The sequence below is a fragment of the Neptuniibacter halophilus genome (genome assembly GCF_030295765.1).
Taxonomy (GTDB): Bacteria; Pseudomonadota; Gammaproteobacteria; order Pseudomonadales; family Balneatricaceae; genus Neptuniibacter; species Neptuniibacter halophilus.
In genome coordinates this window covers 178522-191466 of sequence record NZ_AP027292.1, presented here as the reverse complement: position 1 = coordinate 191466, position 12945 = coordinate 178522, and the positions used below count along the sequence as shown (strand labels likewise).

The 12945-nt window shown below is 48.0% G+C and carries 12 protein-coding genes; 5 read left to right on the top strand and 7 right to left on the bottom strand.

The features are described from left to right. Positions 1–131 precede the first annotated feature (131 nt). A complete protein-coding gene (locus QUD59_RS00920) occupies positions 132–1286 on the top strand; it encodes a tRNA-queuosine alpha-mannosyltransferase domain-containing protein (protein WP_286238952.1) in 1155 nt (384 codons plus the stop codon). Here QUD59_RS00920 and QUD59_RS00915 read toward each other — a convergent pair. From QUD59_RS00915 to QUD59_RS00900, 4 genes are all read right to left on the bottom strand, one after another. Next, positions 1270–1833, bottom strand: coding sequence for a hypothetical protein (locus QUD59_RS00915; protein ID WP_286238951.1), 564 nt, complete (start codon positions 1831–1833; stop codon positions 1270–1272). The two genes, QUD59_RS00920 and QUD59_RS00915, sit on opposite strands and share 17 nt — an antisense overlap. A 325-nt stretch (positions 1834–2158) precedes the next feature. Next, the gene (locus QUD59_RS00910; protein WP_286238950.1) at positions 2159–2314 is read right to left on the bottom strand and encodes a hypothetical protein; all 156 of its coding nucleotides are present in this window, start codon (positions 2312–2314) and stop codon (positions 2159–2161) included. A 603-nt stretch (positions 2315–2917) separates the two neighbouring features. Then, positions 2918–3772, bottom strand: a complete 855-nt coding sequence (locus QUD59_RS00905; RefSeq protein ID WP_286238948.1) for a hypothetical protein — start codon at positions 3770–3772, stop codon at positions 2918–2920. 580 nt (positions 3773–4352) lie between these two features. Continuing rightward, entirely contained in the window at positions 4353–4898 is a 546-nt protein-coding gene (locus tag QUD59_RS00900) for a recombinase family protein (RefSeq protein WP_286238947.1), read from the bottom strand. Positions 4899–5437: 539 nt separating this feature from the next. On the opposite strand from QUD59_RS00900, the gene QUD59_RS00895 reads away from it, so the two are divergent. Further along, entirely contained in the window at positions 5438–6241 is an 804-nt protein-coding gene (locus QUD59_RS00895) for a hypothetical protein (protein ID WP_286238946.1), read from the top strand. A gap of 133 nt (positions 6242–6374) precedes the next feature. After that, on the top strand, positions 6375–7130 hold the full coding sequence (locus QUD59_RS00890) for a hypothetical protein (RefSeq protein WP_286238945.1): 756 nt from the start codon (positions 6375–6377) through the stop codon (positions 7128–7130). Positions 7131–7245: 115 nt separating this feature from the next. Here the strand turns inward: QUD59_RS00890 and QUD59_RS00885 are convergent, their stop codons facing one another. Continuing rightward, positions 7246–8835, bottom strand: coding sequence for a recombinase family protein (locus tag QUD59_RS00885; RefSeq protein WP_286238943.1), 1590 nt, complete (start codon positions 8833–8835; stop codon positions 7246–7248). Between the two features lie 109 nt (positions 8836–8944). Here QUD59_RS00885 and QUD59_RS00880 point away from each other — a divergent pair, with 109 nt between their 5' ends. Then, the gene (locus QUD59_RS00880) at positions 8945–9412 is read left to right on the top strand and encodes a glycosyltransferase family protein (protein WP_286238942.1); all 468 of its coding nucleotides are present in this window, start codon (positions 8945–8947) and stop codon (positions 9410–9412) included. Here the strand turns inward: QUD59_RS00880 and dbpA are convergent. Continuing rightward, positions 9393–10769: an ATP-dependent RNA helicase DbpA gene (dbpA, locus tag QUD59_RS00875; RefSeq protein WP_286238940.1), complete on the bottom strand. Its 1377-nt coding sequence runs from the start codon at positions 10767–10769 to the stop codon at positions 9393–9395. The two genes, QUD59_RS00880 and dbpA, sit on opposite strands and share 20 nt — an antisense overlap. Before the next feature lie 117 nt (positions 10770–10886). Here dbpA and QUD59_RS00870 point away from each other — a divergent pair, with 117 nt between their 5' ends. After that, positions 10887–12107, top strand: coding sequence for a UbiH/UbiF/VisC/COQ6 family ubiquinone biosynthesis hydroxylase (locus QUD59_RS00870; protein WP_286238939.1), 1221 nt, complete (start codon positions 10887–10889; stop codon positions 12105–12107). Between the two features lie 102 nt (positions 12108–12209). Here the strand turns inward: QUD59_RS00870 and QUD59_RS00865 are convergent, their stop codons facing one another. Next, a complete protein-coding gene (locus tag QUD59_RS00865) occupies positions 12210–12767 on the bottom strand; it encodes a phasin family protein (RefSeq protein ID WP_286238938.1) in 558 nt (185 codons plus the stop codon). Between the last annotated feature and the right edge of the window lie 178 nt (positions 12768–12945).

Here is a 12945-nt window from a genome sequence, read left to right as displayed (position 1 = left end):
GAGTGCCGAGTATGCTGCGTATGCTGGGGATTCTGCAGAAGATTGGTTGAGGTAGCAAAATCCACTACTTTGGGATGTGAATCCTGTCTGCGGTGCTAAAATAGGCTTCTTTTTTCTTGTCCGGGCTGTCCATGCGCATACTTCTACTCTCTGCTTACGATGCTGAAAGCCATCTTTACTGGCGTAAGGGGCTGGTTGAACATCTGCCTGAGCATGACTGGACAGTTCTTTCGCTCCCCGGGCGCTATTTCAGTTGGCGGATTCGGGGTAACAGTCTGAGCTGGGCGTTTTCTGAGCGTGATACATTGCAGCAGGATTACGATCTGGTGATTGCGACTTCCATGACTGATCTCTCCGCACTGCGGGGCTTTGTGCCTTCAATGGCGCAGATCCCGACGCTGGTTTATTTCCACGAGAATCAGTTTGCCTACCCCAGTTCAGGGCGAGAGTTTCAGTCGGTTGAGCCCTGTATCCTCAACCTGTATACCGCGCTGGCGGCGGATCACTGCCTGTTCAACAGTGAGTACAATCGCCGGACCCTGCTCAAAGGAGCGAAAAAACTGCTGAAAAAACTCCCGGATCAGGTGCCGTCGGGGTTGGTCGAACGGATCGCTGCCAATTCATCGGTGTTGCCCGTGCCACTGCGTGATGACAGCTTTCAGCCCGCATTGCCTGAAGCGGGGCGGTTTCATATTGTCTGGAACCACCGCTGGGAGAGTGTCACAGATGGTCATACAGTGAGACCCATATGTATCACATGGGCTGCTAGATGGGAATATGACAAGGGGCCAGACAGGCTTCTAGCTATCCTCAGACGGCTTGAGAGTAACGCTGTGGACTACCGCCTATGTCTTCTGGGTCAGAGCTTCAAGCACTCTCCCAAAGAGTTCCAGATGATCAAGGAAGAGTTTGCCCATCGGATAGACCATGCGGGATACGCAGCCAGTCGAGATGAGTACAAGGCGTGGTTGGCAGCGTCAGACATTTTCTTATCCACCTCAATACATGAGTTCCAAGGACTTGCTGTTCTGGAGGCGGTCGCGCAAGGCTGTATCCCTGTGCTGCCTGACCGGATGTCTTACACAGAGATGTTCAGTAGTGAGTATCTTTATGCTGACTGTGGGGCTGACATAGAGTATGAATCGGTGGCGGCTGTAGATGCGATCTGTCATCACAAGGGGTTGATTGAGCAGGGTCGGCATAAAGTCCCAGATGTGTCAGGGTATAGTTGGGGTGTCATGGCAGACCGATACCGTCACCTCATAGATACTATGGTCGCAAAATGATATGAGTTATTGGTATGCTGGATATGGCGACAATACATAGGGTAATCAATCCTGTGACAAATGTTACTACTCCTAGAGTTCCACAAGTCCATGCGAGAGGATCAACCCACCTAGGTTGTTGAGCAACTTCCAGTTCTCCGTCTTCAAGCAATTTCCATCTCTCACCAAATATATAGCCACCAATAATCATCAGTAGCATTACGGCTAACATTGAAATAATGCTTGAGAATAATAACGACCATGACCATGCTAAGAGTAAGCGAGTATCTTCAGATAAAATAGTATGTTGGCTATTTGTAAAAACACCGATGGACACTGACAAAGCAACGCCCGTGACTGTCAGGATATAACGTACAAGAGTATCAACGCGTTTCCTTGTGTCTGCTTGGTTTTCATTGAGTTGCTTCTGCCGTTCCAGCTTGATTTTCAACTCTTCAGGGTCAGCCTTCTTAGGCTGTTCATCCTGTGGATCATCAAGCGTATCAAGTTTTAATTCGGGACTTGCACATTTAGTCACGGCGCGCGGTGATGGACTTCTACCACCCATTCCATTCTCCTGATCACTCCTAAAGACCAAGAGAATATGCCCCAACTACCTCGAAAACAATAGGGGAGACATTAAGTCTCCCTTTCTATATCCCGCCGTACTTTGTCGCTGACTACCAGACAATCAAGGTAAACATTAGGATTCATCCTTCTATCCGCAGAGGCGCGGCACAGCTCTTTGTAAACACGCCTTGGTAACTTGAAAGTGAATGTTTCTAGCTTGGGCTTACTCATCGTGGGAAGGCTCCAAGTCATACGCTGAGTGGGCTTCTGGTCTCTCAGTCCCCTCAGCCTCGATCAGATTCTCTTGCTCATCGATCACCAACTTAATCACTGCTCTGACCCTTTGGCTGTGGTCGTACTGCGAACAGGGGGCAGTGCTTAGCAGTACAGGCAGCTATCTGTTGCAGCTTCCCGCCTTCACTTTTCTTGTCATAGATACACTGGGTACACATCTCGTTGATGGCGTTACGTAAACTCATTTTTATCTCTCTTTCTTTGGGTATAAGGGGCGGGGCTGTAGGTTGGTATACCCCGCCATCTGAACTCAGCTCACAGCTTTAAAAAGAAGCTGATTTGCGGGTTTTTCTAGGCTTGCTTGGTGGTAGTAGGTGTAGGCGAAGGTTATCGAGGGGGCGGTACAAAGACAGGTTTAGGAGCCAATGCTTTTGGATATAGGAGCTATATTATCTGTGATATAGCCTTTCGGAATTTTGGGAGGTATCTAAGTCTGATCTTTTCTGGGGCTGTTTTTACTAAATACTGCTCTGCTGTTGTTAGGGGGCGAGGTATGAACTCTAAATCTTCCTGCAGTTTGAATAATAGGTCTGAGAATATTTCGTAGGTTAGACCTTCTATCTCGAAATCTATTGCTTGATCTTGGAGTCTCTTTGCTTCGGTTAGCAAGGTTTCAAATTCGTAAAAGTTCTTCTTTGAGCACATGTGTGTTCTCCTTTGTTGGTTTAATTGGTTGTTGCAATGACAGTCGTTTCCCTAAACCTTCACTTAACAGCTTTAGGAATACCTTTTCGTATAGCAAGCTGATCTGAGGTCCAGGGAATGTGCGATGCCTATAATGTGGGCTATCAAGAGGGAGCTGAACTTGCTGGTCGTAGATTGGTTTTTGGTGGCATTGCGCGTTCTAGCTCAGAGGCAAACCAATCCTTTGTTTCTTTGTTCGCGTAGTAAAACCAATCTACTTTCAGCGATAGTGCAAGGTGACCGTCTCCCAAATCGAGAATATGTTTTTGCGAAGTAAACTGTGTGAATACTTTACGAAAGCGCTGATTGAGTTTTGTACATTCTTTGAAATAAGGCATCGCTAGGATTGGTGTAGCTTCGTCACCTGTTGCATATCTAGTTTGTAGCGCTTCAAATGCGGTCTCGATGATTCTTTCAGGCCCAGGTGAACAGGTCGGCAAGTACATGAAACGAGGCATATCTTTAATAAGCATGAAGTGAATGCCTGACTTCGGATATCCATATGAAGACTCTTCTATGCAACGTGCTTGGCTATCGTATCTGTATGAAGGGATTTCTTTATTGTTTTGAAATCTAAGGCTATGTGTAATCATCTTGATTAGTGTTCGGCAAAAAGCCTCAACGACATTGCTTGATAGTACTACGGCTTCTAAGTCTTCAGAGATATCACCTAGTATTCGGTAATTTTTGTCTATCTTTTCTACATAGCCACGTTTGACTAAGGAGTTGAGGCAATTAGATATTTGCTGTGGGCTGGGCTTACTAGAAAGATAGATACCTTCTAAGCTTAGGCGAAGCTCTGCTGTCGAAACTAAAGAGCCTGATGGAAATTCATTGAGTGTTAAAAAAATAGTGTCAGGCAATCCATCGGCTTTTAGAGGTTTCAGGCCTCTGTGCTGATATGCAGCGAGTCGCCTTTTTTCATGGGGTTCTAAGTTATCTGTGGTGACCAAAATCATCACTCCTTTATGTGTGTATTAAAGAGCTTTTATTTACATAGTGTGTATTATTGGTTTTTAACCTACATATGTATATATATGTGTGTAAAGACCTCCTGTATCTTACACAGGAGATTAAGTGCTATTAGAGTGGGTTATGACCTCTCCGTCATTACTAAGCTAGGTTTCTGACAGAGAAAACAGGGAGGGGTAGCTGTTAAACCTATTCCCCTATGTGTATTTCGGCACACAAGGTTTGCTGCTTGAAGAATTAGGGGTAGTTAGATTTCTGATTGCTGTTGTGTGTAGTTGATGAAAACAACAGGGTGACAGATAGATACAGGGATTCACCGTTTCACGGAGTGTTTCACAGCGAGAAAACAATAGGGCTGACACAATGCCTAAAGAGGACTGGGTCTTCTCTAAGGTACTGAAGACTACTGGCATAGGTATAACATTAATAATTAATAACCATAGTAGTAACCCTGAGTATCACTGTACCTAAGTAACTCAGGGTAGGCTTTAAGTACTGTAGGTGTACCTATAGTATTTCCCTAGTCATCTTCTTTCCTAGAGTGTGGTATATTAAATGTATATACATCTACCCATTCAGGATGCGATACACAGAGGCTCGACCTATGCCCAACTCCCGGCTGATAGCAGTGGCACCCATACCTTTCGCTTTTAGCTCTCTGACCTTCTCAGTGTCTATAACAGCTTGCTTTCCTCGGTACTTACCCTCAGCCTTGGCTTTGGCTATACCAGCCATCTGACGCTCTTTGCGCAGGTTGGTCTCAAACTCAGCGAAGACCCCAAGCATCTGAAGGAACGCTTTGCCGCTGGCGGTGCTGGTGTCAATCTTCTGATCAAGTATCTCTAGGGATGCGCCTTTGTCCTCTAGGGTCTGAACGATGTTCGTGAGGTCATTCATATTCCTTGCGAGACGGTCCAACTTCCAGACAACCAGCTTGTCTCCCTTGCTGACCATATCCAGTATCAGTTCAAGGACTTCCCGGCCTTCTGTGGTTTTCCCTGAAGCCTTCTCCGTTCTGATTACTGCGTCAGGGTAGGCTTTGTGTATAGCCTCTTCCTGAATGGTCGTGTCCTGATCCAGAGTTGATACACGGCAGTATGCAAAGGTAGTCACAGCGTTGTCCTTCTGTCTCGTATAAATCTAAGATGGTGAGACGTTACTGTATCGTATAAGGCTAAGTCAACCTTTATGAGACAAGGTTTTATTGTATTGCTAGGGTTTACTCCAAGAATACATTGATCTGAGGCTAGCTAGTTTTGGCCAATGTCATTACGAGGATCAATTTTGAAATCTCTCCTCAGTATGAATATAGAAGGTATTCCTCCCCAATTCTGAGTACCCTGAAGAGGTCTCATGGCCAATCTGCCTATTGGGTTACGACATTTTCACTGTCTTTCGATCCACCGGTTCAATTGCAGTGGTAAGACACTATGTCATATACACCCCTTCTCACTGTGGTTTTTTGAAGGTGCTTCCATCGTTAATCTGGGGTATGTCTGGGTTTGGAAAAAAGCAGGGGGGAAGGGGGGAACTTATGCTTATAGAGTCTGAAAATAGACTCATGGATTTTTCTCTGTTTTTTAAAGCTTTTCTGAATCTAGCTATATGCCTTAGGATTACTTCTTAGTTGATCTGGTATACATGGAGTAGTAATGAGCGACTTTGATAAGCGATACAACAGCATAGCAAATGGATTTCTTCTTATGTGGGTCTTGTGCTTTTTTACACCACTAGGTCTATTCATGTGGTTTTTCTACAGCAATCACGAAACGATGCCGCAGGAGATAAATGACTGGGGTGTGGTTGGTGACTTTGTTGGAGGTCTTTCCAATCCCATTATTAGTACGATGACCTTTATGGCATTGATCTTTACTATTTTGCAAAACCAAAAGGTATTGAAATTAACTGAAGAAGAACTCGCTGAGACTCGAAAGGAAATTGAGATGACCAGGAAAGCAAATGAGTACCAGGCTGAGGAGTTCAAAACGCAAAATTATCTTGCAGTAAAACAAGCTGAACTCCAATCCACTGTAGATGCATTACTTAAAACTACCGAGCTAGTAAATCGTAGCTGGAACAAGCCGACTGATATACCTATCAACCACCCGGCTAAGGATGGATCGATGGTATCTAAATACTATTCTTTGCACGATATGACCGCTCCTGGTTTCGGTATTGACCCTAAGGAGTTCGGATCAGATTTGATACCCGCCTTGTCTGAGGTTATGACATTGCTAACGGTTCACAAAAAATTACTAGAGAGAATGCATGAGCTATCACCGAATAATCCGATGATTGAGTCAGTTTCTTGGTTAGTAAAAGAGCCAATGGGATGGATTGCTGAAAATACTTTGCCCAATTTGAGCCAGCACCAAATTGCAGTTATCGGAGAGTTAAAGCCGTTTTACTCGGGGCTTTGGGAAGGGGGAGTAAAGCAAGAAAACTATACAGCTTAATAATTCAGAGAGCTGATAAAAGCTCGCACACAAGGGGGTGTACTTATCCTGTCCCGATCCTGTCAGAATGCAACTGGACAGAATAGTCTGAACCTCAGATACTTTTTTCAACTTAATCAAAGGGAGTTTTGATATGTCTGCTTCACGAGTTCCTTATATCAGCGCTAACATCGAATTTGCTTTCGATGAGAATCGAGCACTGGCTGTGCTTATCTCCGAAGCGCAAAAAACAGATGGACAAGTTAAACATATTTCACAGAAAGCAGGGTCAATCCTAGGTGCAGTTAGAGAGTGCTTTGACTACTTCATTGCTGACATTAAATCTGATTTTCTCCCTGACGCACGTAGCAATGTTTATTTCCCGTTTCATCCTGATACTTTATCTAGGGGGAAACCGTTGTACCCTCTCAGTGAAGGACATGGACATGTATACGCCGTATTGCAATCCGTAGCTAATAAAATCGTATCTGGTGACACTATTCCAGGCACCATCTGTAGCTATGGAGACATGAAAGCCGTTAATGAACTCGTAAATTCAAAAAAGCATGATCGGGTTACAGAGGTTGTGGGAAAGCGTGAAGCAAAATCCAGAATTGAATTTCCCGGTGGGGCAGTGGTTACAGTATCCCCAATGTATAAAGTGAATGACAACGGCTCTGTTGATTTTTCTCAACCGCATAGTCCTGTTGGCGCTGAGGGGTGGACTAACGTAGCCGGTGGTAATGTGATTGCTGTAAAGGACTTCTTATTTAACGTCCCTGAAATAACTATGAGTCGAAATGATGTTCACGGTTTCTGTATGATGACTATTACTGCTGCACGTTTCATTCTGAGCGATCTATATAATCAAATCTATGGTTTACCGTCTGACCAGTTTAAAGAGCAATGATAACTTTCCTTGGTCCTATGTATTATCGTGGCTACCATTTGGGTAAGTGTTCTTGATCGTTTATCTGGCGAAAACAATAGGGCCACCTGTAGTTAACAAGTGGCCCCACTCAGCATCACATAGCGTCTGCTAAAGGCTTACCACCGAAGTCCTCTGCTGCCTTATCTGCATGTAACCAGATACCAGTAGAGACCTCACTGTCTGCTCTGTGGCATACAAGGGTGTCAGTTTCCCAATCGACAGTAATAGCCTTGAAGCGATCACGTAGAAACTTGCTGACAACGCATACACCGTCAGTTTCCTTCAGTAGCTCCGGCAGCTTAGAGAAAGCCTCACGTGTCTCTTCTAATTCACCTTGCGCTTTGTCTAGCAGTTCTCGCTTAGGGAGTTTTACCCCTAACTCCCTTTGTACATTATCCAATTCCAGATCGATCTCCTTGAGTCGGCTGAGTAAGACTGGGATGGAACTGTCTTCCTCAATTGCCTCCAGTAGTTTAGCCTGACGCTTCTCTAACTCACCTTGGCGCATCTGTAGTACTTCGATCTCATCAGTCAGCTTGCATAGTGCCTGACTCTGCTCGCTCTGAATCTCCGGGAAGACCGAAGCCCAATCAAGATGCTGAAGCCCAACAAGGAGAGAACCTACAGTTTTTTTATAGTTGAGGAATCTAGTGTCGTGTCCGCAATCGTGCCCATATTCAGTATTGCGGCGGCAGTGTAGGTAGGCTTGCTTCCCCTTGTTCTTGGTGTACCTCATCGGTGAGCCACAGGCACAGTAGAGAAGGCGGGTGAAGATTGATGTGCCAAACTTGGCTTTACCTTCACTGCCTTTAAGCCCCCCTCGGTTCCTGCCTCTTCTGTCAGCTTGAACCTTTGCCCATGTCGCTTGGTCAATGATCCCTGGGTAGATGGTCAGTGGTTCACCGTGAGGTATAAAGCGCTTCTTACCTTCAACAATGTGTGACTTCCTTGGTTGCCACTCACCTAGCACTGTACGTCTGGTCAGCATCTTCGATAGACAACCGGCAGACCATTGCTGACCTGTGAAAGACTTAACCCCTTCTTCATTAAGCTTGCGGGCGATAGCCATTGAACCAAACCCCGTAGCAGCCAAATGAAAGATACGCTGAACAACCTCTACACGCTCTGGGATTAACTCAAAGCCTTTACGGTCTGCTGTCCGTTTCAACCAGCCGGGGACGATACCGCCCATCTTTGCTATGTCTCCTTCACGGCATTTGTCCCACGCATAAGCACTGCGGTTGGATTTGACCTGAGACTCTTCATGCGCCCGGTGCATGTTGACTAGGCAGATCATAATGCGACCCAAGTCATTAGCACTCTCAGGGGTATACACTTGGTTATCAGAGAGAGTGACTACAGTCACACCGCTGGTCAGAAGTGATTGGAATCGAGTCTGAGCCTTGCCCAGTTCATCGCGGCCTAAGCGGTCAATGGACTCAACGATGAGGGCGCAAGGTGTTTCTATCAGTCCTTCCTGCACTGCTCTGAGGAATTTACCGAACGCTCCACCGTCATGACTCCCCCGGAACGCTGAGACTCCTAGGTCTTGGAAAGTCGCTTGTGTATCTAAATCCCAACCGTGGGCTTGTGCGTATTCAAATGCTTGTTGGCTTTGTCTTTCTAAGCTGGTCCCTTTGGATTGCTGGGCGCTGCTGAATCGAATATAGCTGTACGCTTTCATGGTCTATCCCCGTAATTACTTAAAAGTCCTATAGGGTGTTGGATGACCATGTGTAACTAATCGCTGGGAGTTCGACAAGAATCCGCAACTGCTGCTGGAGGGGATCCGTATGCTGTTGCAGCAGAGCCGCGATTTCACCCTGCATGTTGTTGGTCAGCAGTTCAGGCATACGCCACCGCCCTTTAGCGAATTGCATAGCCTGCTCGGTGATCAGGCGGGCCACTGGGGCTATATGCAATCCCGCGAAGCTTATCAGAAATTATTGCAGCAGGCCGATGTGGTGTTATCGACGGCACTGCATGATTATCAGGGCATTGCTGTACTGGAAGGTGCTGCCGCCGGCGCATGGCCGATCGTTCCGGATCGGCTGGCCTATCAGGAGTTGTTTCCGGAAGCCTGTCGCTATCCGGCTCAGGATGAGCCTGCAGCGATGGCGGCGATGTTGCTACAGCGAATTAATGAGAAAGCAGAGGGCGGAGCTGAGAGCCGGGTGGATGTCAGCCAACTGGGCTGGGGACAGTTGGCTGAATGCTACCGGCAGCAGATTGAGCGCGTGGCTAAACGCGGCGCACCTTAAACTTGCGGCCTTTGATTTTGCCCTTGGCAAGGCGGTCTTCTGCCTTGCGGGCTTCTTTACGAATCACTGCGACATAGGTAAAAAAATCGAAGACGTTAATTTTGCCTACCTGATCCCCTTTCAGGCCTGCATCTCCGGTGAGTGCACCGAGAATATCGCCGGGCCGTACCTTGTTTTTCTTGCCGCCGGCAATCGACAGGGTCACCATCGCCGGTCGGGGTGGTTCGTAGTGAGGCAGGTCGGCAGGTAACTGGCTGACCGGAAACTCACAGTTCAGGGAGCGTTCGATCGCAGTGACCTTGTACGCCTCTGATGGCTGGTAGAGGTTAAGGGCAAGGCCCTGCTTACCGGCCCGGCCGGTGCGACCGATCCGGTGAGTATGCACCTCCGCATCGCGGGTCAGGTCGTAGTTGATCACACAGGGCAGGTCATCAATGTCCAGTCCGCGAGCCGCTACGTCGGTGGCAATCAGGAAGTTGCAGCTCCGGTTGGCAAACTGCACCAGAATCTGATCCCGGTCACGCTGGTCCAGATCACCGTGGATGGCCATGGCACTGTAGCCCTGAGAGCGGAGGAAACTTTGTACCTCAGTGCAGGTCTGCTTCATATTGCAGAAGATCACCGCATGACTGGGTTGATACTGCTGCAGCAACTGGCCCAGCCCTGCCAGTTTATCTTCCTTATCAAACTCAAAGAACAGTTGTTCGATCTGGCCCGGTGTGTGTTGTGTTTCTACCTCGACAGTGACCGGCTGGTTGAGAATATCAGCGCTGAGTTGCTTGATGGAGCTGGGGTAAGTTGCGGAAAACAACAGAGTCTGTCGTTGCTCAGGGCAGTGGCCGATGATGTTGCGGATCTCATCGGCAAAACCCATATCCAGCATGCGGTCAGCTTCGTCCAGCACCACGGTGCTGGCCTGATCCAGTTTCATGGTGCCTTTTCGCAGGTGGTCCTTGATCCGTCCCGGTGTGCCGACAATCACATGAGCGCCATGTTCTAAAGAGCCGATTTGCGGGCCGATGGGCATGCCGCCGCAGATGGTCAGTATTTTCAGGTTCTCGGTAAAACGGGCCAGTTTCCGTAGCTCGTTGGCGACCTGAGTGGCCAGTTCACGCGTCGGGCATAACACCAGTGCCTGCGTGGCGAAATTACGCTGCTTCAGCTTGAGTAACAGACCAATACCAAAGGCTGCGGTTTTCCCGCTGCCGGTTTTGGCTTTAGCAATCAGATCACGTCCACCCAGCACTTCAGGGATCGCCTGTTGCTGAATGGGTGTCATCTCCTGATAACCGATCTGTTTCAGGTTACTTAGCATGGAGTCTGGCAGGGCAAGGCTGGAAAAACTGGAACTGGACACGGAATGCTCATCGTTGGAATGATTGGCTGGGCATTATAGCGGATCTTTGCAGGTATTTAGCGGCTTTTTTGCGTATACTGCGAGCCTTGTTTTACCGGTCAGGAAAGGTGGATTGAGATGAACACTCCTTATGATATTGTGATCGTCGGCGGCGGTATGGTGGGGGCCACCATTGCGGCAGCGCTGGGCGATACTGATCTGCGGATTGCGCTGTTAGAAAGCGTCTACCCAGAGGAGTTTGAGTCCTCCCAACCGAACGATTTACGGGTTTCCGCCCTGAGCCAGGCATCAGAAAATATCCTGCGCATGGTTGGCGCCTGGGAGGGAATCACTTCCCGACGCAGTTGTCCCTACCGCAGAATGAAGGTTTGGGAACTTAGCGAAGAGCGGGCCGCCACCGAGTTTAATTCTGACCATATCGGCCATGATCATCTGGGGCATATCGTTGAAAACCGGGTGATTCAACTGGCGTTGCTGGAACGCCTCAAAGCATTCAGCAATATCGATCTGATCTGTCCGGTCAGTATCGAAGAGATCGATTATTCCCCGGGCTCCAGCCTGATTCGTCTGAGTGATGACCGTGAACTGATCGGCCGCTTGTTGATTGCGGCTGATGGTGGTGAATCCAGGGTACGTCAGGCTGCCGGTATCGGTGTGACCAAATGGGATTACGATCAGTTTGCGCTGGTCGCCTCGGTAACGACCGCTTACCCGCAGCAGGATATTACCTGGCAGCAGTTTACCCCGACCGGCCCGCTGGCATTTTTGCCCCTGTGTGGTCAGAACGCGTCACTGGTCTGGTACAACACCCCGGATCAGGTGAAGCGTTTGATGACGCTGGACGATCATCAGTTCATGCAGGAGCTGAACGCTACCTTCCCGGCTGCGCTGGGTGAAATCGATCAGCTACTGCAGCGTGGCTACTTCCCGCTGCGCAGGCAGCATGCTCAGGAATATGTGCTCGAAGGTCTGGCTTTAGCCGGTGATGCAGCGCATATGATTCACCCGCTGGCAGGTCAGGGCGTGAATATTGGTCTGTTGGATGCTGCCGCGCTGGCTGAGGTTTTACTGCAGGCGGCACGTACCGGTGAGGATATCACTGAGCTGGAAGTGCTGCGTGATTATGAGAAACAACGTCGTCAGCATAATCTGCTGATGATGCAAACCATGGACGCGTTCTACCGGGTGTTCAGCAATCAGAACACGCCATTAAAGCTACTGCGGAATATTGGTCTGGGGCTGGCAGAAAAAGTCACCCCGGCAAAAAACAAAGTCATGCAGTTTGCGATGGGGCTGGAAGGGCCGTTGCCCGCACTGGCGCGTAGGGAACAGATCTGAGATAAAAAAAGGCCGGTCTGGGAGACCGGCAAAGGATAAAGGCTTGGTGATTAACCAGCCAGAGTAGAGAAGTGGGACCGTAACGTGGTCCCGGACGTGAATTTATTCGGCAGCAGGTTTAGCAGCCGCTGGTGCAGCCGGTGCTGCTTTGGTTGCAGCAGGCTTACGCTTAGCCGGAGCTTTCTTAGCTGGCGCTTTCTTTGCCGGTGCCGGTGTTGCAGCGGCGGCTGGCGCAGCTTCTGCGGCTGGTGTAACCGTTGCCTGAACCTGGCTCATGGCAGAAGACGCAGCTTCAGCCGTTTCAGTCAGGAACTTGTTGAAATCAGTCATGTACGGCATTTCGCTGATTTCTGACAGACTTTTCTCAACGATCTCAGAGATCTCTTCCTTAGCTGCAGTCAGGGCTGCCAGTTCTTTTTCAGCGGTTGCAGACATCTTGCTTTCCAGGTCCTTCATAAACTGAACCTGCAGTTCAACCGCCTGTTTTGCTTCCTTAACTTCAGAAAGAGCTTTCAGTTGAGCAACGCTGGAGTCAACAAAGTCTGTTACGTATTCAGACTGCAGAGTAAACAGGGTTTCCAGTGCTTTTTTGTTTACTTCAGCAACGTCGATGGCAGGTTGCATTTTTTCCTGAACGTCTTTCATCAGATCATCGTACATTTTCAATTCCTCTGAGAACCTAAATTTATTTTGTTGCATTGCAGCATTAGTGCTCAATATAGTGGTTAATAAATAACCTGTCAAACATTTTTTTGTGCGATGCACAAAAGGGCTTTAGGGTTAATTATTGAATGGATTTAGTCATAAATAACAGAAGGTTAGTTAAATGACTAAATTT

Excerpts from the sequence above, each read along its gene's own strand:
- QUD59_RS00920 (WP_286238952.1), top strand. The coding sequence starts at position 132 with ATGCGCATACTTCTACTCTCTGCTTACGATGCTGAAAGCCATCTTTAC.
- QUD59_RS00915 (WP_286238951.1), bottom strand. The coding sequence starts at position 1,833 with ATGGGTGGTAGAAGTCCATCACCGCGCGCCGTGACTAAATGTGCAAGT.
- QUD59_RS00910 (WP_286238950.1), bottom strand. The coding sequence starts at position 2,314 with ATGAGTTTACGTAACGCCATCAACGAGATGTGTACCCAGTGTATCTAT.
- QUD59_RS00905 (WP_286238948.1), bottom strand. The coding sequence starts at position 3,772 with ATGATTTTGGTCACCACAGATAACTTAGAACCCCATGAAAAAAGGCGA.
- QUD59_RS00895 (WP_286238946.1), top strand. The coding sequence starts at position 5,438 with ATGAGCGACTTTGATAAGCGATACAACAGCATAGCAAATGGATTTCTT.
- QUD59_RS00890 (WP_286238945.1), top strand. The coding sequence starts at position 6,375 with ATGTCTGCTTCACGAGTTCCTTATATCAGCGCTAACATCGAATTTGCT.
- QUD59_RS00885 (WP_286238943.1), bottom strand. The coding sequence starts at position 8,835 with ATGAAAGCGTACAGCTATATTCGATTCAGCAGCGCCCAGCAATCCAAA.
- QUD59_RS00880 (WP_286238942.1), top strand. The coding sequence starts at position 8,945 with ATGCTGTTGCAGCAGAGCCGCGATTTCACCCTGCATGTTGTTGGTCAG.
- QUD59_RS00870 (WP_286238939.1), top strand. The coding sequence starts at position 10,887 with ATGAACACTCCTTATGATATTGTGATCGTCGGCGGCGGTATGGTGGGG.
- QUD59_RS00865 (WP_286238938.1), bottom strand. The coding sequence starts at position 12,767 with ATGTACGATGATCTGATGAAAGACGTTCAGGAAAAAATGCAACCTGCC.